This is a genomic window from Sphingobacterium siyangense, from assembly GCF_023277505.1.
Taxonomy (GTDB): Bacteria; Bacteroidota; Bacteroidia; order Sphingobacteriales; family Sphingobacteriaceae; genus Sphingobacterium; species Sphingobacterium siyangense.
In genome coordinates, this window is the sequence record NZ_CP080574.1 from 5,560,927 (window position 1) to 5,581,387 (window position 20,461).

Annotated in this window: 19 protein-coding genes; 8 read left to right on the forward strand and 11 right to left on the reverse strand. The window is 37.9% G+C overall.

Annotated elements, in window-relative coordinates; translation table 11 throughout:
- Nucleotides 1–37: 37 nt before the first annotated feature.
- The 5 genes from K2F45_RS23490 to thrA form a co-directional block, all read right to left on the reverse strand.
- Nucleotides 38–1,234: an MFS transporter gene (locus K2F45_RS23490; RefSeq protein ID WP_088162914.1), complete on the reverse strand. Its 1,197-nt coding sequence runs from the start codon at nt 1,232–1,234 to the stop codon at nt 38–40.
- Nucleotides 1,235–1,299: 65 nt separating this feature from the next.
- Nucleotides 1,300–2,487, reverse strand: coding sequence for a class I SAM-dependent rRNA methyltransferase (locus tag K2F45_RS23495; protein WP_075994142.1), 1,188 nt, complete (start codon nt 2,485–2,487; stop codon nt 1,300–1,302).
- A gap of 162 nt (nt 2,488–2,649) precedes the next feature.
- Entirely contained in the window at nt 2,650–3,957 is a 1,308-nt protein-coding gene (gene thrC / locus K2F45_RS23500; protein WP_088163763.1) for a threonine synthase, read from the reverse strand.
- Nucleotides 3,958–4,112: 155 nt separating this feature from the next.
- Nucleotides 4,113–5,051: a homoserine kinase gene (locus K2F45_RS23505; protein ID WP_088163765.1), complete on the reverse strand. Its 939-nt coding sequence runs from the start codon at nt 5,049–5,051 to the stop codon at nt 4,113–4,115.
- A gap of 87 nt (nt 5,052–5,138) precedes the next feature.
- Nucleotides 5,139–7,586, reverse strand: coding sequence for a bifunctional aspartate kinase/homoserine dehydrogenase I (gene thrA, locus K2F45_RS23510; protein WP_088162915.1), 2,448 nt, complete (start codon nt 7,584–7,586; stop codon nt 5,139–5,141).
- Nucleotides 7,587–8,122: 536 nt separating this feature from the next.
- Here thrA and K2F45_RS23515 point away from each other — a divergent pair.
- Nucleotides 8,123–8,704, forward strand: coding sequence for a C40 family peptidase (locus K2F45_RS23515; RefSeq protein ID WP_046671999.1), 582 nt, complete (start codon nt 8,123–8,125; stop codon nt 8,702–8,704).
- Between the two features lie 105 nt (nt 8,705–8,809).
- A complete protein-coding gene (locus tag K2F45_RS23520) occupies nt 8,810–9,322 on the forward strand; it encodes a phosphoribosyltransferase family protein (protein ID WP_070563077.1) in 513 nt (170 codons plus the stop codon).
- Nucleotides 9,323–9,331: 9 nt separating this feature from the next.
- Here K2F45_RS23520 and K2F45_RS23525 read toward each other — a convergent pair whose 3' ends face one another.
- The 5 genes from K2F45_RS23525 to K2F45_RS23545 form a co-directional block, all read right to left on the reverse strand.
- Nucleotides 9,332–10,798 (reverse strand): LysM peptidoglycan-binding domain-containing protein, encoded by a 1,467-nt coding sequence (locus K2F45_RS23525; RefSeq protein ID WP_088162916.1) that lies wholly within the window; start codon nt 10,796–10,798, stop codon nt 9,332–9,334.
- A 184-nt stretch (nt 10,799–10,982) separates the two neighbouring features.
- Nucleotides 10,983–11,180: a twin-arginine translocase TatA/TatE family subunit gene (gene tatA, locus K2F45_RS23530; protein ID WP_088162917.1), complete on the reverse strand. Its 198-nt coding sequence runs from the start codon at nt 11,178–11,180 to the stop codon at nt 10,983–10,985.
- A gap of 93 nt (nt 11,181–11,273) precedes the next feature.
- On the reverse strand, nt 11,274–12,587 hold the full coding sequence (locus K2F45_RS23535) for a murein hydrolase activator EnvC family protein (RefSeq protein WP_248932532.1): 1,314 nt from the start codon (nt 12,585–12,587) through the stop codon (nt 11,274–11,276).
- A gap of 108 nt (nt 12,588–12,695) precedes the next feature.
- On the reverse strand, nt 12,696–13,499 hold the full coding sequence (gene lolB1 / locus K2F45_RS23540; RefSeq protein WP_088162919.1) for a lipoprotein insertase outer membrane protein LolB1: 804 nt from the start codon (nt 13,497–13,499) through the stop codon (nt 12,696–12,698).
- Nucleotides 13,489–15,210 (reverse strand): tetratricopeptide repeat protein, encoded by a 1,722-nt coding sequence (locus K2F45_RS23545; protein WP_088162920.1) that lies wholly within the window; start codon nt 15,208–15,210, stop codon nt 13,489–13,491. The genes lolB1 and K2F45_RS23545 overlap by 11 nt, the downstream gene beginning before the upstream one ends.
- 235 nt (nt 15,211–15,445) lie before the next feature.
- Between K2F45_RS23545 and rplM the strand changes: the two genes are divergently transcribed.
- The 6 genes from rplM (at nt 15,446) to K2F45_RS23575 (ending at nt 20,151) form a co-directional block, all read left to right on the forward strand.
- Nucleotides 15,446–15,889 carry a 50S ribosomal protein L13 gene (gene rplM, locus K2F45_RS23550; RefSeq protein WP_046671993.1) on the forward strand — a complete coding sequence of 148 codons (444 nt, stop codon included), beginning with the start codon at nt 15,446–15,448 and terminating at the stop codon, nt 15,887–15,889.
- A gap of 11 nt (nt 15,890–15,900) precedes the next feature.
- The gene (rpsI, locus tag K2F45_RS23555) at nt 15,901–16,287 is read left to right on the forward strand and encodes a 30S ribosomal protein S9 (RefSeq protein WP_070563091.1); all 387 of its coding nucleotides are present in this window, start codon (nt 15,901–15,903) and stop codon (nt 16,285–16,287) included.
- Between the two features lie 18 nt (nt 16,288–16,305).
- Nucleotides 16,306–17,103: a 30S ribosomal protein S2 gene (gene rpsB, locus K2F45_RS23560; protein WP_075994149.1), complete on the forward strand. Its 798-nt coding sequence runs from the start codon at nt 16,306–16,308 to the stop codon at nt 17,101–17,103.
- A 195-nt stretch (nt 17,104–17,298) separates the two neighbouring features.
- A complete protein-coding gene (tsf, locus tag K2F45_RS23565) occupies nt 17,299–18,135 on the forward strand; it encodes a translation elongation factor Ts (RefSeq protein WP_075994150.1) in 837 nt (278 codons plus the stop codon).
- A 187-nt stretch (nt 18,136–18,322) separates the two neighbouring features.
- A complete protein-coding gene (locus tag K2F45_RS23570; protein ID WP_145328036.1) occupies nt 18,323–19,186 on the forward strand; it encodes an SDR family oxidoreductase in 864 nt (287 codons plus the stop codon).
- 143 nt (nt 19,187–19,329) lie between these two features.
- Entirely contained in the window at nt 19,330–20,151 is an 822-nt protein-coding gene (locus K2F45_RS23575) for a helix-turn-helix domain-containing protein (protein WP_088162921.1), read from the forward strand.
- Here K2F45_RS23575 and K2F45_RS23580 read toward each other — a convergent pair.
- Nucleotides 20,148–20,408 (reverse strand): hypothetical protein, encoded by a 261-nt coding sequence (locus K2F45_RS23580; RefSeq protein ID WP_088162922.1) that lies wholly within the window; start codon nt 20,406–20,408, stop codon nt 20,148–20,150. The genes K2F45_RS23575 and K2F45_RS23580 overlap by 4 nt on opposite strands.
- Nucleotides 20,409–20,461: the final 53 nt, after the last annotated feature.

The window sequence follows — 20,461 nt, forward strand, 5'->3', positions numbered from 1 at the left end:
CGCTCTTTCTTTTTTAACATATGCCTATATGTTAAATCTAAATTTCTTTATAAGGTGTTTTTTGTAGATTGGGAAGAAAATAAGCCACAATACCGATCAATGGCAGATAGGAACATAAGTGATAAATAAACTCGATGGAAGTATGATCTGCCTGCCAGCCAAGTACAGCGGATCCAATCCCCCCCATTCCAAATGCAAAGCCGTAAAATAAACCTGAAACCATACCCAACTTTTTAGGCAATAGTTCTTGTGCATAAACAATAATTGCTGGAAAAGCTGATGATAAAATCAACCCAATAATCACGATTAATATCCCCGTCATCGTAAGTCCAACATAGGGTAATGCCAATGCAAATGGCGCAACGCCCAAGACGGAGAACCAGATGACATATTTGCGACCAAATCGATCGCCGAATGCTCCTCCAAGTAGGGTTCCCACCGCAACGGCTATCAGAAAATAAAATAGATAGACTTGTGCTTCCACTTCATTGATTCCGAATTTCTTGATTGTATAAAACTGGAAGTAGTTTGTGATACTTGCTATATAGAAGTATTTTGAAACAATCAGTAATAGGAGTATAATAACCGTCACGACGATTCTGCTATTGGGTAGATCAGGTACGCGTATTGTTCTCTTCGTTGATTTAGCGGAGCTTTGAAGCCTCTTTTTATACCAACTACCGATATAATAAGATATAAATTGGCCGAGAATGGTAAATAAGCACATCCAAGCGATCGCCTGTTGCCCTCTCGGTAAAACCAAAAAAGCGACAATGATTGGAGCCATTGCGGTCCCTGCATTGCCTCCGATCTGAAAAATAGATTGTGCCATACTTCTTCTTCCTCCCGACGCCATATAAGCTACACGAGAAGATTCAGGGTGAAAGATTGAAGATCCAATCCCGACCAGAAAAACAGAAAATAAGATCCATTCATAACTATGTGCTTTCGAAAACAAAAACATACCGAGAAGTGAAAAAGACATCCCTATAATCTGGGAGTACGGTACAGGATGTTTATCCGTAAATGAGCCTACAACAGGCTGGAATATTGAAGCTGCTATCTGATAAACCATTGTAATCATCCCAACCTGAGAAAAGCTTAGATGATGCTCTTCTTTGAGCAAGGGATAGGTTGCCGGTATCACTCCCTGAATCATATCGTTCAGAAGATGCACCATACTCACGGCAAACAAAATAGAAAAAATAGGTCTACCCGCCTTCTCTTGTATCATGACGTCTTTCAAAAATTAAAAAGGTTGATTTTAACAAACCAACCTAAACTACCTTCATATAATAATTACAATACGCGTACCAACAATCCTTTCAGATATTCACCTTCGGGGAACGAGGCCCGGACAGGATGGTCTTCAGGTTGATGAAATTGTCTGATAAACTGAATTTCCTTACCGGCATCCAGTGCAGCCCAAGCGAGCACTTGTTTGAACGTATCCATATCCATCGCACCTGAACAAGAAAATGTCGCTAATAAACCACCGCTATTTAACAACATCAATCCGCGGCGATTCAGGTCTTTATACGCCCTTGATGCTCTTTCCAATGCAGATCGAGAGGGTGCATATTTCGGTGGATCCAGGACAATCAGATCAAATTTTTCCCCTTCATCAATGAATTTACGCAATTGCTTGTTTACATCAGACAATATTGCTTTATGTCGACTAGGTTCAAAACCATTTTCAACAATATTCTTTTCCAGGGTTTCAATAGCCAGTGCAGAACTATCTACAGATATGACTTCTGCAGCGCCACTTTTCAAACTATTTAACGTAAAACCACCGGAATAGCAGAAACAATCTAGGACTCGTTTATTCAAAACGTAGTTGGCCGTTAGCTGGCGATTTTCACGTTGGTCGCAATAAAATCCCGATTTTTGCCCATCAATAATGTTAACCTTATAATGAATGCCATTTTCGATAACGTCGACAAATTCAGATGGAAGTTCTCCAAACAAAAGTCCATTGGTATCGGGTAATCCTTCATGTTCGCGGGATTTCAGATCACTGCGCTCATAAATTCCTTTGGGTTGCAGCAAAGCATTCAATTCATCTATAATAATGGATTTGACTTTTTCCACCCCAACTGAATGAATCTGAATGGATATAAAATCTGCGTATTTATCTGCAATAAGTCCAGGAAGAAAATCTGCTTCAGCAAAGATTAAACGAACTGTATTGGTAACGCCTTCTTGCAACAGATGCTGTCTTGCTGCAACAGCCTTCTGAACTCGGGCACGCCACCAATCTGCATCAATCTGTGCTTGAGGGTTCCACTCCAATAAACGAATGGCTACACGCGAGCTATTGTGAAATAGACCATAGGCAATAAATTCACGTTCAGCATTGTAAACGCCAACAACTTCGCCATCTTCAATTTTATCGGACAATGATTTAATTGCTCCAGAAAATACCCAAGGATGCAATTGCCAGGCAGCTTTATCCTTACCCTTATTCAAATAAACTGATTTCATTGTTGCAAAATTAACTTATTAATTCGACATCCTGATGAAACTTTCCGGATAAAACAATCTAACATCCTCAATACATTATATATTTCCCAAAAATCCTTTTAATCCAAAAAACTCAACTATTTCTGAATAAAAATAAAAGGGCTCCTAAGGAGCCCTCAACGTTTAGTTATGGTTGATTAAATATTTTTTGAAGGCTTCAAAATCAACTTTCAAAGATTCTGCTAATTTCTCTTTTCCTTGCAATGTTTCTGCGCCGACAGGCAAAACTATTTTTTCGAATACATCTGCGGCTATTGCATCCGGGAATTTGCAGGGATGTGCTGTCGATAAGAAAACTGAAGCATACGGACCGGGGTACTCATTTGCATAAGCACGAGCGCCAAGCCAGGCAATTGCTGTATGCGGACAGGCGATATAATCCGATTCTTCAAGTAATTTCTGCATTCCTTCTTTTGTTTCTTCATCTGTAAATGTATAAGAAGAAAGCATATTTTTTAATTCAGCCACATTTCCGCCAAAGAGATCCTGTATACGTACCCAGTTGCTTGGATTTCCCACATCCATGGCATTGCTTAGGGTTTGAACAGAAGGCAGTGGCTCATATTTACCTGAAGAAAGGAATCTAGGAACGGTATCATTGACGTTTGTTGCTGCTACAAAATGTTTCACTGGAAGTCCCATTTTATAAGCCAATAAACCAGCTCCAATATTACCAAAATTACCACTCGGCACTGTAAATACGACCTCATTGACTCCTTGTGACTTCAATTGTGCATACGCATAAAAATAATAAAATGTCTGTGGGATCAACCGTGCTATATTGATTGAATTAGCGGAAGTCAAACGCAATATAGCATTAAGTTCGGCATCACTAAAGGCTTGTTTTACCAATGCCTGACAATCGTCAAAGGTTCCTTCTACCTCAATAGCACGAATATTTTGTCCATTAGTGGTCAGTTGTAATTCCTGAACCTCCGAGACTTTACCTTTAGGATATAGTATCGTCACACGTGTTCCTTCTACTCCCAAAAAGCCCAAGGCAACAGCTCCACCGGTATCGCCTGATGTCGCAACAAGTACGTCCAGTAATTTATCGTCAGTCTTTGAAAAATAGCCCATGACCCTACTCATAAAGCGAGCCCCAAAATCCTTAAAGGCATAAGATGGCCCATGAAATAGTTCAAGCACAGCGGTGCTGTCGGTCAAGAATTTTACAGGAGCATCAAAATTGATGGCATCGTTCACAATCTGTTTTAAATCGTCTTTGGGAATATCATTTCCCAATAGTGTAGAAGCTACTTCAAAAGCAATCTCCTGCAAGGAATACTGTTGAATATTCTTAATAAACAGCGGATCCAATTGTGGTATCTCTTCAGGCATATACAATCCTTTGTCTGCAGGGAGAGAATTGAAGACCGCATCTTTGAAGGAGACTTCTAATGTTTTATTATTTGTACTATAAAATTTCATATGTAAATAATCTTTTTGTAAAGGCCGATAAAACATCCTGTTATTTTCATTCGTGTTGACTTTAGAATGTGGATATTTCATTTTATTATCTTTTCTGAGGCAATGATCAATTAACCTAAGATTTTATAAACCTCGTTTCTGTCCTTAAATAATTTTTAATCTAATATTCTGGGTCCTTCCACATTGACACGGGAAACATAGCCAAAACTATCAATTTCATTTTCTTTGAGATGAGTTTGTATTTTGTCGGCAATATCCTTTGCTATTTTTTCATCCCGTGTTATTGCAACGACGGAAGGTCCTGAGCCAGAAATACCAAAACTCAAGGCGCCATTTTTCAAGGCAATCTCTTTCATTTCATAAAACTGAGGAATTAAAATTGCACGGGTTGGTTCAATAAGAATATCTTTCATGCTTCGCGCAATAAGATCATAATCTTCCTTGAACAACGCGGCAACCAATCCCGCGATATTACCCCATTGTGTCACGGCGTCTTTTAACAGCACTTTATCTTTTATAAGTTGTCTTGCGTCACGTGTGGGAACATCGACCTGTGGAAAAACGACCGCTGCTACAAGCTCTTTTGGTGAAGGGATGGAAATAACATCCAAAGGTTCATTTCCCCGAATTAATGTTATGCCTCCATAAAGCGCCGGGGCAACATTATCGGCATGGCCCGTACCGCAAGCCAAACGCTCACCTTCAACACAAAATGGCAGTAATTCTTCTTTTGTCAAAGGGTTTCCAAGCATGGTATTGATGGCAAAAAGCCCAGCCACGGTACTTGCTGCACTGGAGCCAAGTCCCGATCCAATTGGCATATGTTTATGCAATTCAATTTCGACACCTACCTTTGAAGAGATATTCAAGGCTTGTAATAGATATTGAACACAGGCAGATACCGTATTCTTACCGGGATCGAGTGGTAGTCTTCCATCGTCGCCAGTTATTTCCCGAATCGTTACTCCAGGTTGTTGCGTGCGCCGCATAACCACCTCATCACCGGGTTCCTCGACAGCAAAACCCAATATATCAAAACCACAGATCATATTTGCGACAGTTGCAGGCGCAAAAACACGAACTTCCGACAGCATACTGTCTAAATTTATCACCTTATCCTTGAGATACTCCACATTTAAATTATTGGCCATCACGTAATTTTTATTTTCCTTGAATAGTTTTTATGCTCCAACATTTACCAAATCTGCAAATACACCGGCAGCTGTCACCTCAGCCCCCGCACCAGGACCTTTTACTACGAGGGGACGTTCTTTATAGCGCTCTGTTGTAAACGATATAATGTTATCGCTGCCTGATAAAGCATAAAAAGGATGGTTTTCATCAACAAACTGAATCGCAATGGATACTTTTCCATTTTCCAATTTCCCGATATAACGGATTACTTTATTTTCATTAGCAGCTTTCTTCTTCATTGCTTCGAAATATTCGTTTTCTTGCTGCAATTCTGTATAAAAAGAATCTACAGTATCTGCTTTCAAACATGCTGGAGGTAATATTGCGCCGAGGTCTACGTCTTCGGCCTCAACAGCATACCCGGCATCTCTTGCCAAGATGAGCATTTTACGCATAAAATCTATACCACCTAAATCATCTCTTGGATCTGGCTCGGTATATCCAAGCTCCTGAGCCTGTTTGACGACATCATAGAAAGAAGCATCTGCTTTAAAATTGTTAAAAATATAGGAGATTGTCCCTGAAAGAATAGCCTCTATCTTCACGATACGGTCACCACTCAACATCAAGTCTTTAAGCACCCTGACGATAGGCAATCCAGCACCTACATTTGTTTCATAAAAGAAATCTACACCGTGTCGATGAGCAGTATCACGGAGTGTTTTATATTGCTCGTATTTACCTGAATTCGCAATTTTATTGCAAGTGACGATCGAAATATTGGATTTAAAGATATCTTCGTAGTAGGTCGCCGGTAATTTGCTTGCAGTATTATCGATAAATACACAGTTCGGTAAATTCAGTGCCTTCATTCGATCAATAAACAATGCCAGGTCTGATTCAGTTCCATTTTTAGCAAGTTCATCGGACCAATTATTTAAATCAACACCTTCGGTATTAAAAAGCATTTTACGGCTATTGGAGATTCCAACAACCTTAATTTCAATATCATTTTTATCCAAAAGGAATTCATGCTGATTTTCCAATTGTTTAAATAAAGTTGCACCAATGTTACCGGTACCGATATTAAATACATGCAAAGTTTTCTTCAGCTCTGCGAAAAACGCGTCATGTACCGCATTAAGTGCCTTTGCTAAATCTTCCTTACCAATAATTACAGATATATTGTATTCAGATGAGCCCTGCGCAATAGCCCGGACGTTAATACCGTTCCGTCCTAGCGCTGCAAATAACCGACCGGACATACCGGGAGTTTTTTTCATATTTTCACCAACGATGGCTAATACAGACAGGTTTTCTTCAATCGCAGGAACGACCAGTTTATTCGCCTGGATTTCAAGCTCAAACTCCACTTCGATCAATTGTATAGCACGTTTGGCATCTGATGGATTGACAGCAAATGTAATGCTATGTTCGGAAGAAGACTGAGTGATTAGCACAACATTGATCTGCTCTCTAGCCAATAGCGTAAAAAGCCGTCCGCTAAAACCCGACTTACCGATCATCCCTGATCCACTCAGATTGATGACAGAAATATCGGAGATCGAAGAAATTCCCTTGATTGGCAGAGCGGTTTTTCCACTATCAAACTGAATCACAGTCCCTGAGAAATCAGGTTCAAAAGTATTTCGAATAACAATCGGTATTTTCTTTAAGAAAGCCGGAATCATCGTAGGAGGATAAATCACCTTAGCACCGAAGTAAGATAATTCCATTGCCTCTGTATATGATAATACAGGCAGGGAAAAAGCTTTCTTCACAATACGTGGGTCGGCGGTTAACATCCCATTCACATCTGTCCAAATTTCAATGGCTGTTGCGTCCAGTATTGAGCCGAAGATCGCTGCAGTATAATCTGATCCACCTCTTCCCAAGGTGGTAATACGCCCATTTTCATTACTTCCGATAAAACCTGTAACAAACAGCAGCTTATCACGATGCGTTATGTACAAGGATTTGACCAATTGCTCGGTTAGCATTTCATTTAAATGAGCATTACCGAAATTTGAATCTGTTTTCACATAATGGGATGCATCTACAAATAGAGATTCAGGAATATATTGTTCCATCACCTTAGATACCATATAATTTGAGCAACGCTCACCGTAACTAAGGATCAAATCTTTACTTTGATTGCTCAGCTCCTTTAGCGCAAAAATTCCTTGGAGGAGATCTTCTATCTCATTAAAAAACAACTTTAGCTTTGTAAATACAGGATTTTGATATTTCACAGCCAGAAGCTCTTTAACAACCGTAAAATGCTTATCTTCCAGGGACTTTAGGCCATCTGAAAAGGACTTTCCTTCTGCAGCGTCCTCAGCCAACTGGGTAAGCAAGTTCGTTACACCAGACATAGCTGATAACACAACCAATGGCTTTTCCTTTGCATCATAAGATTTTTTTACAATACTTAAGACCGCCTTTAGACTTTCTACCGTACCGACCGATGTGCCTCCAAATTTTAAAACTTTCATACTATTTTATACTGTTTGTTTAGATTGATGATTTTTGTGTTAAAAAAAGAAGCGCTTTCCTTTGTCGAGGAAAGCGCTTCTAAATATTGTGTCTACAATTATATACAACGAAACTACTTCCTCCTGAGTTTTATCCCGGTGGTAATAATAATCGATGTAATAATTGTATTTGTGTTCATTGCTATTGCTTATGTTTTGTAAATATAGAACAAATATTATCACTTTACCAAAGAAAATTAATATTTTTTTTAAGATTCACAATGGGAACCCAAATAGAGTGGTATTCTATCAGATAGACATTTTTTTTAAGTGTAGCAAACAATCTACTTTATGTAGCCGACGATTGACAGAACCATTAATTTTCAATAAGTCCAGGTGGGTCCGATAAAGATGTTAAAATTGTTAAAATTTCGTTAAATACCTTAAAATAAATTTGACCTTAAACTGATATTGTATTATATTCGCAACAGTGCTGTCCAAAATAGATGACAGTGTTGAATTTTTAAAAGTTAAATGTTGTACAAAAAAGCGATTTAATGAAAACAAAGAAATTTATAGCGTCAATGCTATTTATCGGCTTATGTCTAGTGTCGCAGGCACAAACCAACAGAAACTCCAAACCAGAATCAGATCCTGATAACCTAGCGAAAGAATACTTTTCACAAATTATGGGAGTTGCAGTCTCAGCAACAACAAATACCAAACTTTATCAATTTGTTTACGAATGGTTGGGTACTCCATACCGTCTAGGAGGAGATTCAAAAAGAGGCATTGATTGTTCTAAATTTTCTTATGAATTATACGACAAAGTATTTAATACTTCGTTAGGATATAATAGCAGAAATCAATATTCTCAAGTCAAAACTGTCGAAAAAAATGAGCTAAAAGCAGGTGATTTGGTATTCTTCAAAATTAGAAGTAAAAGTATCACCCATGTCGGTGTTTATATTGGCGACAATAAATTTGCACATGCCTCATCTAGCAAAGGAGTTATGATCAGCAATTTAGATGAACCATACTGGAGACGTTATTATTACAATGGCGGTCGCTTACCAGAAGATAATAGATCGCTTACTGCAGAAATATTAAAAGCAGAAAAAGATAATAAATTGAATTAATAAGATCGGTTCGATCTAGGAAAGTCCAAAGCGTTTAACTCGTTTTGGACTTTTTTTATACAATATAATATCCTATTTTTACCCTATAATCATTGGAATACTATTATGTCTTCAAAGAAAACGCTCATCTTAAATAAAGAACAAATAAAACAAAAATCTATTCGGATTGCCTATCAAATTTTGGAAGACAATTTTGAAGATGAAACACTTGTATTAGTAGGAATTGCCGACCGGGGTTATGTATTTGCGCAACGCCTTCAAGCAATTTTACAGGAGATTTCAACGAAAGAAATTCTGCTGATTAAAGTTACCATGAAGAAAACGAGTAGATCACTGAGTGCAAGCACAGACATACCTGTTGATATTGCAAAAGACAAGACCATCATCTTGGTTGATGATGTGTTGAATAGTGGTAGAGCCTTAGCTTATGGACTGGGTGTATTTTTGAACGTTCCACTGAAGAAAATGAGAACGGCTGTATTAATTGATAGAAGCCACCATAAGTTCCCTATATTTAGTGACTACTATGGCACGAAGCTTTCAACGATATTAAGAGAACATGTTACCGTTACTCTTGAAGAATTTGATAAAGAAGAAGATGCAGCATGGTTAATTTAAACCATGCTGTTATTTCTTTGAGACTTTCAATTTCATCCCCGGTTTTATCCGGCTTCCGTTTAAATCATTTTCACTTTTAAGTCGACCGACTGATGTACCATTTTTATCTGCGATATCAGATAAAGTATCGCCTTTCTTCACGACATAGTAAGCTGTACGTGTAGCGCTAGCGGCATGCTGTTGATTCTTCTTTGAAGATCTTTCTGTATTACGAGCTAATTTCGCGTTTACGAAATCATCCTCCTTTTTTATCAGTAAGTTTTGTCCAGGGACAATTTGATTGCCGCGCAGGTTATTCCACGATTTTATATCCTGTACTGTTACTTCAAACTTGTCAGCAATGGAAGCGAATGTCTCACCAACTTTCACTTTATATTTGCCATTTTGTAAAGGTTCACTCAAATTTTCCGTCTGACTAAGAGTTGCGGAAGATATTGGTGTGTTGAGAGCTGCATACAATTCTTCTGAGGCAATCTTTTTATCCAAGACAGGTAACACCAATCGCAATGGAGACTCTTCGGTACCATTTAATACATTTCTTTTAAAACTAGGATTCAATGCACGTAATGTCTCTTTTGAGACATGTAAAGCATCCGCTATTTGGTTCAATGAAATCCGTTTATTGATATCTAATGCTTGAGTTCTTAGTGAAAGTTCAGTATCCGCAGCATTGATATCATTTTCGTCCGCGTATTTCATCGCATATGTCATTGCGATGAACTTAGGGATATAGTTTTGGGTCTGTTGTGTTAGATATGGTGCGATATCCCAAAAAGTAGCATTCTCTTTTCCGGAACGTTGGATCGCACGGCTAACCGCTCCTTTACCACCATTATAGGATGCTATCGCTAATAGCCAATCGCCATATTCATCGTAAGCTTCTTTTAAGATTTTTGCGATGGCATAACTAGAAGCAATCGGATCCATACGTTGGTCGGTATAACTGTCCACTGTAAGATGATAAGTTTTGGCTTCATAATACATCAATTGCCATAAGCCTGTTGCTCCGGCACTGGAGATATCGCGTGGATTTAATGATGATTCGACTACACTTAGATATTTGAGTTCCCGTGGCACTCCAACTTCATCCATGATTTTATCAAACAATGGGAAATAGTATTGCCCTAGTCCCATCATCCTACACATATAAGGGTTATAATTATCCGACGTATATTTAGCAACCAGATCTTTCACTCGCGGTGAGTAGTCCAATGGAACCTCACGTTCTATTGCTTTCAGTTTCCGCACGAGCTGTATATCTTCATCTGTAATTTCAGCATCATGCTTCCCGTTATTTCCGGAAGATTTTATACTGTCAAGGTATTGGTAAATCTCTTGTTTTTCTTTTTCGATACTTTTTTGAAAGAAGGTATGGGCGGCTTCTTTCATGCCTTCTACAGCGCTTTCTTGGGCCATGAGTGGTAGTACATAGCATACCCCTCCTAGTATTGAAATTAACGTCTGTTTTCCGATCATAAATTTACTGTTAAATCCGAGTTTGATTCATCTGCTGAAAAATCAACAATAATCTAAACGTTTAGAAATGGATTTTAGTATAAAAATGGTTTTCGCCCTATTTAGCTGTAGGTCGAGTATAAAACAAAATACGATTTTGTTCCTCACAAAATCGTATCCATGCTATATGGGATCAAAACCTCCCTTATTTGTTATCTTCTATTTCAGATTTTTTTTCAGGTGAAGACTCATCTTTTTGGCCTTCTTTAAATTCCTTAACTCCTTTACCCAATCCGCGCATCAATTCAGGAATCTTCTTGCCACCAAATAATAGTAACAATATTACTACAATGACAATTAACTCTTGCCCCCCGATTCCCATGATTAATAATGATGTTGACATAACTATAATTTCTTGTTTTTCAATTCTTTTAAACTAAAACTTTTCTCTCTCTTTACAAATGTAATGATAATTATTAAATATAGTAATTATTTCTTATCTCGCCAACCATGACATCGGATTCAGCGGTGTTGTTCCTTGTAGCACAGAAAATTCTACCATCGGAACTCCCGTATCCGAGTCCACATCAGCCGTTCCTATAGTTTGGCCCGTGCTTACTTTTTGCCCTTTTGAAACACTTACACCAGCCAAATTCATATACACAGTAAAGTATTCACCGTGTTTAATCATGACAATACGCTGCCCCATCATCGATACTATACTCAAAACTTCTCCATTAAATACTGCTTTCACAGCCGAACCGCTTGATGTTTGTATTTTAACAGTTTCGTGATCCCAATTGACATTTCTACCGACACTTTCCGAACCAAACTCTTGCATAATCTTCGCATTAGAAACAGGCCAAGGTAAACTACCGCGATTAGATCTGAAGTCATTTGAAAGTTTGACTGCTTCCGGTGTGCTACGTAAGACTTCAGAATCTGATTTTCGAGTAGTATTACTGCCTTTCGTACTTGTATTGTTCTTACCTTTTGTAGTTGATGTAGACTCATTCGCTTTGCGGTTACGCTCAGCAGCCGCTTCTGCCGCACGACGTGCCGCCTCAGCCCGTCGACGTTCAGCCTCAATTTCTCTTCTAATGATCTCCTTAATGGCCGCATTAATACGACGCTCCTCTTTTTGCTTTTGGGTAATATCTTTCTTGACACCGCGCTCTGTAACAATCAATTCACTCAATTGTCCAGAATAAACAGATCGCTGTTGAGATATTGTTCTTTTCTCATTTTCCTGCTCTTTCATCAAGGCAACCTGTTTGTTTCGGTCCGCCTGCAATTGAGCTATTTTTTGTTCAATCTGTTTCTTGGTATTTTCGATATCAGCAGCTTTCAGCTTTCTAGAATCATTAAACTGTTGTAAGTACTTAACCCGTCGGAACCCCTGATTAAAATCCTTTGATGCAAAAATAAACATCAATTTATTATAGGCATTTCGGTTTCTGAACGCAAACATCACCATCTTTTCATAGTCACGTTTCATCTTCTCCAATTCAGCCTTCAACTTATTTACGGCAGCGGTATTGGCATTGATATGTTTGTTGATTACAGCGACTTCCGAAGTAATGGTATTTATCTTCTGCTCGCGCAAATTAATCTGCTTACTCAATGCTGTCACTTGTTGTTGGGTCAGTGATTTTTCCTTTGCAATCTCTTTGACCGTATTTTGTAATTCAGCAATTTCGCGGTTGAGTTTCTCACGCTGTTTTTCAAGTTCAGCCCTAGTCTGCGCCGATGAAATCCCAATCATGAATAGGAAAGCAGCTATACCAAGTATTGTCTTTTTAAAGTTCATTTACAGTACTATTTTTTTGTGTTTGCCATCTTTCTATCCTATCAATTCACCCTATACTTTAGCAAACTAATTGCGAAAGTAATAAATCTAAAGGAAATAGACAGCTTCTCATCGGATTACTTTATAACGTGACGATACTGAAAAAGGCATTTCGACCGGTTCATTAAAAGTCACTTTGTTAAAATTTATCTCTGTTTTTATCTCTTGACGACCATCAGAAATGATCATTTTTAAAAGCATCGGAAATTCCTGCCCAGAAGCCATGGCATATTCGCCGTAATTGGCTTCCAACAACTGTTTCTTTGAAAGTTGCGCTAATCTAAATTGATAAGGCCTATTGTTATTATTTAATTTATATAAAAAATCTAGTTCATTCAGTTTGCCATCTAACTGGACAGACATCGAATCCTGCTTAAAATTAACCTGATCAATATCGGACAATAGATTCACCGAAAGATTTGCAAGCAACAAATCTTGTAGGTTCCCGAAAGTTAAATCCGGGCTGGCAAAACGATATAGATAGTCAAATGGCTTAACCATATATTCGCTCTGAAATTTATTTAAGATTTGTACACTGTCTGGAGTTATCAATACCCGGGCAACTTCTATACCCAGTGTGGCAGAAATGGAAATCCAAATCCTTTTATCTTTCTCTATTCTAATAGTGGAAGTGACATCATAATTATCCTTCCCAAGATCGAGACGCATTTTTGCTTTTCCAGAAAAAGTAGAATAATTCAAATTAGTCAAAAAAAGATTACGTAAGCTATTTTTCTTTGCTTCCCTTGTATTATCTTTTATCGTCAACTCATTTTCAGCTTTCAGATCAGCACCTTTTAGTAGCTTCTTCTTAGAACTACAAGAAGAAAGCAGCAACACAACAGCACTAACCCAAACAATTTTATTCCACATAGCTTTTAGTCTCAATCTTCTTTTTCAATTTCAGCTTACTCTCCTCCGTATCAGTCCCCTTTTCTAAAGCCAGGTTCCACTGCTTAACGGCATCTGTTGTTTTCCCTAACTTACTAAGAATGTCGCCGTAATGCTCCAGCAATACAGACGTTTGCGGATTTGTATTTTTTAACGCTTTTTGAATCCACACCAGCGCATCATCATATTTTCCGTTTGCGAAAAGTACCCAAGCATAGGTATCTTCAAAAGTTCCATTATTGGGCTGCAATTTCGTCGCCATTGCTGCATACTTTGTAGCATCATCAAGTCGTTCTTTTCTTAACGACAAATAGTATGCTAAATTGTTCATGGCCGTCACATTTGTACTATCCAATCGAATAGCTTCGATATAAGCCGCATCAGAGGCTTTATACATCTTAAGTGAATTATAAATATCACCTAATCCGCCATAAATATTTGCCTGTAGAAAAGGTGATTCATCCTGTGCATTATTAAGTGCGGCTTCCATAAACTTCCGGCTATTCTCCATGTCTTTCTTCATCAAATAGGCCATGCTTGTAAAATAGAGTATGGTTGCATTATTGGCCACATAGTGTAGCGCCTCCCCACCATGTGCAATGGCTTGATCAAATTCGCCTTTGTCCATATCCAAACTCATCAGCATCCGCCAAGCATCAATTTGATAAGGGTTCATACTCACTGCAACTGCTAGCGAACTTTGAGCGGCTGACTTATCATCTCTCAACCATAACACTTGTCCCTTTGCCATATGGCTTTCGGCAATACGTGGATGAACTTCAACCAAGATATTGACCAGTTCCAAAAGTTGGTCTTTTGAATAGGGGCCTTTCGGATTCAACAAGGTCATTATAATCCGATTCTTATCTGCAAAGTCAACTTTCTTAGATTGAAATCCTTGTTTAAGTGCATCGAAAGATAATTTCATCTTTTTATCAAATCGATAGAGATCAGCCAAATCGAAATAAAGAAAATCCTCTTTTGTTGTCTGAATTCCTTTATTAATATAGTCCAATGCAAGCTTCGAGTTTTTGGAAAGATTATAAGCTTGTGCTAATTGACCATATACTTGAGCCAGCGAAGTTCCTTTGTCTGCCCAGGGTTTCAAAAGATCAATGACCGCTTTATAATTACCAGCATCATTTAACAAGACACTACCAACCATGTCCAATGTATCAGAAGCGACTGCAATCTCTTTGGTTTTATAGAAATACTCCAAAGCCACATCCTTGTATCCGCCATTGAAAAGGAGCATGATACGCTCCCGTTTTAGTGAGGCTGTATTATTGTCATCTTGATCTATCAACTTATCGAGATAGATTAAAGCACTATCCGCCTCGTTTTTACTTTTAAACGCATCTACGGCAAAACTTAGATATTCAGGCTTAGACTGAATATTCAACGCTTCTTTTATGGCTTCGATTGCTCCATCTTGATTTCTCATCTGTGCAAGAAGGATTGCCTTTGTAAAATAGATATCATCTGCTTGTGGGTAATCCGCGAGTATGGCGTCCAAAGAATCCATCCCTGGACCAATTTTCCCTTGCTTCAATATTTCCTGTACGTTTTTGAATCGTGCATCGTAAGGTTTAGGTTTTTTATCCGAAGATTGTGCCTTTAATGAACCCAGTGCTATTAGAAATACACCAATAAAACTTAAAAAAAATCGTTTATCTAAAAAATTCAATCTCATCTACTTCCGCTATAATAATTTAAAAATTCTTCCTGCAATATACTAACTAATGTAACAATATTCATTCGAGGAAGTTGTAAAAATATTGAGATTAGTGGGGCTCGTTTGAAATTCAACTCGTTTTCAACAAAATAAGCAAAATAGATTTTAAAATATAGAATAATAGATGTACCTTTGCAGACCCTTGAGATAAGGGAAGGAAAAATATTTTAATAAATTATTTAAACAAAAGCAAGTGAATACGTTAAGTTACAAAACTGTCTCTGCCAACAAGAACACCGTTAACAAAGAGTGGATCGTTGTTGACGCTGAAGGAGAGATTTTGGGGCGCTTGGCGAGCAACATCGCGAAAGTAATTCGTGGTAAGCATAAGCCTACATTCACCCCTCACGTAGACTGCGGAGATAACGTGATCGTTATCAATGCGGACAAAATCAAATTGACAGGAAACAAATTAGGCGACAAAGTTTACGTTCGCTACACTGGATACCCAGGTGGTCAACGCTTTGTTTCTCCAAAAGAGTTAATGGCTAAATTCCCTGAACGCATCATTGAAAAAGCTGTTCGTGGTATGCTTCCTAAAAACCGTTTAGGTCGTCAATTGTTTAAAAACCTTTACGTTTATGCTGGTACTGAGCACAAGCATGAAGCACAAAATCCAAAACCAGTTAAATTTTAAGGAGAATCGTCATGTCAACAACTAACACTTCAGGAAGAAGAAAAACTGCTGTTGCCCGCATTTACTTAACTGCTGGTAGCGGAAACATTATCATAAACGGTAAAGACTACAAAGAGTATTTCCCAACATTACCTTTGCAATACATCGCTACACAGTCATTGAACGTAGCTGGTGAATTAGCAAACTTTGATGTAAAAGTAAACGTTAACGGAGGTGGTGTTAAAGGTCAAGCAGAAGCTGTTCGCTTAGCGATCGCAAAAGCTTTGGTTGAACTTAACCCAGAAGTTAAACCTGCATTACGCGCTAAAGGTTTAGTAACACGTGATGACCGTATGGTTGAACGTAAGAAACCAGGACGTCGTAAAGCTCGTAGAAGATTCCAATTCAGTAAACGTTAATCAAAGGAGGATCAAAAAATGGCAAGAACTACTTATCAAGATTTATTGGATGCAGGTGTGCACTTTGGTCACCTTACACGTAAATGGGATCCGAAAATGGCTAAGTACATTTTCATGGAACGTAACGGTATCCACATCATTGACTTGAACAAAACTCTTACGAAATTAGAAGAAGCTGCTTCAGCTATCAAACAAATCGTAAAATCAGGTCGCAAAGTTTTATTCGTTGCAACGAAAAAACAAGCAAAAGAGATCATCGCACAACAAGCAAAAGAGGTTAATATGCCTTTTGTAACTGAGCGTTGGTTAGGTGGTATGCTTACAAACTTCGCTACAGTTCGTAAGTCTATCAAAAAAATGTCTAACATTGACAAAATGCAAAAAGATGGTACATACGATGTATTGTCTAAAAAAGAGAAGTTGATGATTCAACGTGAGCGTATCAAATTAGAAAACCTTTTAGGAGGTATCGCTGATTTGAACCGTTTACCAGCTGCTTTATTCATCATCGATGTGAAAAAAGAACACATCGCTGTTTCTGAAGCAATGAAATTGAACATCCCTACTTTTGCAATGGTAGATACAAACTCTGATCCTTCAAATATTGATTTCCCAATCCCAGCAAATGATGACGCTAGTAAATCTATTAGCTTAATCGCCGGTATCATTGGTCAAGCAATCCAAGAAGGTTTGGACGAGCGCAAACGCGACAAAGAAGAAGAAGCTGAAAAAGATGCTGCTGCTGCTAAAGCAAAAGCTGATAATGGTGAAGCTTCAGAAGCTAAACGTCCTCGCAAAGCGAAAGACGGAGAATAATATTTTTATTCCAAACCGGATGGCGTAGCGTTAGTTTCTGGAAAAGTTTACTTTTCTTGAACTAGCCTCTCTGTCCGGTTTTTTGGTTTAACAACACTTGTTTATCAAGGAATGTTAAACTTCATATTAGCTTAACATGTTTTAAGTTAATATTGTACAAATTTCAGTCGTAAATAATAATAAAAAGAAATAAACATGTCAGTACAAATTTCTGCATCAGATGTAAACAAATTGCGTCAACAAACTGGCGCTGGTATGATGGATTGTAAAAAAGCTTTGGTTGAGTCTAATGGTGACTTTGAAGCTGCTGTAGATTACTTGCGTAAAAAAGGCGCTAAAGTAGCTGCTAGCCGTCAAGATCGCGACTCTAACGAAGGTGTTATCATCGCTAAAGCGACTGCTGATGGTAAATCAGGTATCGTAGTTGAAGTTAACTGTGAAACTGACTTCGTAGCTAAAAACGCAGACTTCGTAGCTTTCGCTGAAAAAATTGCAGATCTTGCATTAAACAATAAACCTGCTTCTTTGGAAGAATTAAAAGGTTTGGAACTTGATGGCAAAAACATCGCTGATTCTTTAATCGAGCAAACTGGTGTAATTGGTGAGAAAATTGACGTTTCTAAATACGAAACTATCACTGCTGAAAAAGTTATTGCTTATATCCATGGGAACTACCGTCTAGGTGTATTAGTAGGTCTTTCTGCTGATGCAGCTGGCGCTGAAGAAGCTGGTAAAGATGTAGCAATGCAAATTGCTGCAATGAACCCAATTGCAATTGACAAAGATGGTGTTGATCAAAACACAATCGAGCGTGAAATTGCCATTGCTAAAGAACAAATCATCGCTGAAGGAAAACCAGCTGAAATGGCTGAGAAAATTGCGCAAGGTAAATTGAACAAATTCTTCAAAGATACAACTTTGTTAAATCAAGAATTCGTAAAAGATTCTTCTAAAAACATCGCTCAATTCTTAGATTCTGTTTCTAAAGGATTGACTGTAACTGCTTTCAAACGCGTACAATTAGGCGCATAAGCATACTTCCATTCCCATTCAGAATGGAAATTTTAAAGCAGGAGCTATTCGATGAATAGCTCCTGCTTTTGTTTATATCTCTACCTCCATTTATTCCTGAACTATTTTTATCCGCTCCACCGTAGCTTTTATTTTATCCCAAATTTGTGTAACTTAAGGATACATAAAAACTGGACAGCATATGGGCATGTTAAAGGAAAACGCGTTAAAAGGAAAACGAATTTTGATTACGGGTGGTGGTACAGGTCTAGGGAAAGCCATGACAGATTACTTTCTCGAGCTTGGCGCCTCTTGCCTGATCACAAGCCGCAAAGATGATGTTATACAACATACAGCAAACGAATTATCGGAAAAACATCAGGCAAAATGTCTTGCAGTAGCTGGAGACGTGCGAAATTATGAAAATGTCGAACGCGTCGTTTCCTATGGATATGAACATTTTGGGGGGATAGATATCCTCATAAACAATGCTGCTGGAAATTTTATCTCGCCTACCGAACGTTTAAGCCACCGAGCTTTCGAATCTGTTATTGGTATCGTGCTCCAAGGGAGTATAAACTATACCCTAGCGCTGGGCAAACGATGGATTGAGGCAAATGAACAGAATAAAGCTATACTCAGTATCGTAACAACTTATGCTTGGACGGGTTCGGGATATGTTGTTCCTTCTGCAACTGCTAAAGCCGGAGTTCTTGCGCTAACCAGATCTCTAGCTGTAGAATGGGGAAAAAAAGGAATAAGACTCAACGCTATAGCTCCTGGTCCATTCCAAACTTCGGGCGCCATGGAACGGTTACTCCCGGGCGAGTTAGGCGAACTCCTCTCACCTACCAAACGTATCCCCTTAGGCCGCTTGGGCAAACTGGAGGAATTAGCTAACCTCGCGGCCTATCTGGTATCCGATTATGCGAGTTATATCAACGGAGATGTTATCACGATAGATGGTGGCGAATGGCTTAAGGGGGCTGGAGAGTTCAATGGATTAGATATTATTCCTGAAGATCAATGGGATACTATTGAAAAAATGACCAGAAATGCAAAAAGCACTTGATAACCGTTTAAAACAACGAATGATTTATATTTTATTGTGAATACATAACTGTAATCCATGTAGATTTAAGCGAGGAAAAAGTAAAGTCTTTAATTCATTTTTCTTAGGTTTGTAGCGATTATTTTCCAATAGGGTCTGTACATATGATGAATTTATCTTTCGAATCTCAAAAAATCAAACACAAACAAAAATTAGAACTAAACAAAACAGGTTTTGATTTTGCGTTAGTTTATATATCCGAAGGCACACTCGTATCGAAAGGAAATAACTTAAAATTTTCAAAAGAGAATTTACTTTTTTTGAATAAAGATTTCGAAACACTTGAGACAAAAAAGGATACAACCGCATTTGTACTCTATTTCTCAAACTCCTATTTTAAAGACCTGCACTTTATACAACAAAATTTCAGACTTTCACACAATCCTATTGATATCTTCAACTCGAAGACTTTATTAAATAAAAGCCTATCGCTTAAAAAGGAAAATAAAAAACTAATCGAGCGGGTAATATCTCTGATTCAACAATATGAGTGTGAAGATACAGCAGAATCAATTTTTATATTCCACCAGATAATGTCCCTCTTCGCTTTAGTCGAAAATATATTGAAGGATCTGGAGCTACCTATTAACGAGTCATATGAAATGTCTCAAGAAATCGATCAATACATACAGCAAAATATTTATTTCCCGGATAAATTGCAAATCAGGTCAATCGCAGATCAGTTCCAAATTTCAGCAAATTATTTTGGGGCATTTTTTAAAAAAAGATATTCAAAAAGCTACAAAGTATATATAGATGATATTCGTATTAAACTAATTGAAGAGAGATTAGCATCCAACAGATACACAATGAAACAAATTGTAGAAGAATTAGGATTTAATGATGAAAGTCACCTAACCAATTTCTATAAGAAGAAAAGAAACATTACACCCAGCTCTTATAAAAGAACTAAAAATAGTGCTTAATTGTCAAGCTGGATTATACCATTAAGATCATGATTTAAGGAGCGTTGAATGGCCTCATCCAAAATAAGAATCTTTTTTCCTTGAAAGGTATCTGCATCATCACTTTCAAAATTTGAGGTACTGGAATTAAAAGAATCCAATTTCATCGGGAAATAAATTGGGTTCTCGTCTTCAGCTCGACCAATGGTCAATAAAATATTGTAGCCTTGTAGGCGTAAACTCTGTAAAGTCTGATAATTTAAACGCTTGAAGATCATAGTCCCTATTTTAAGATAGAACAAACATATAATTACATTGTTTTAATGCTTTA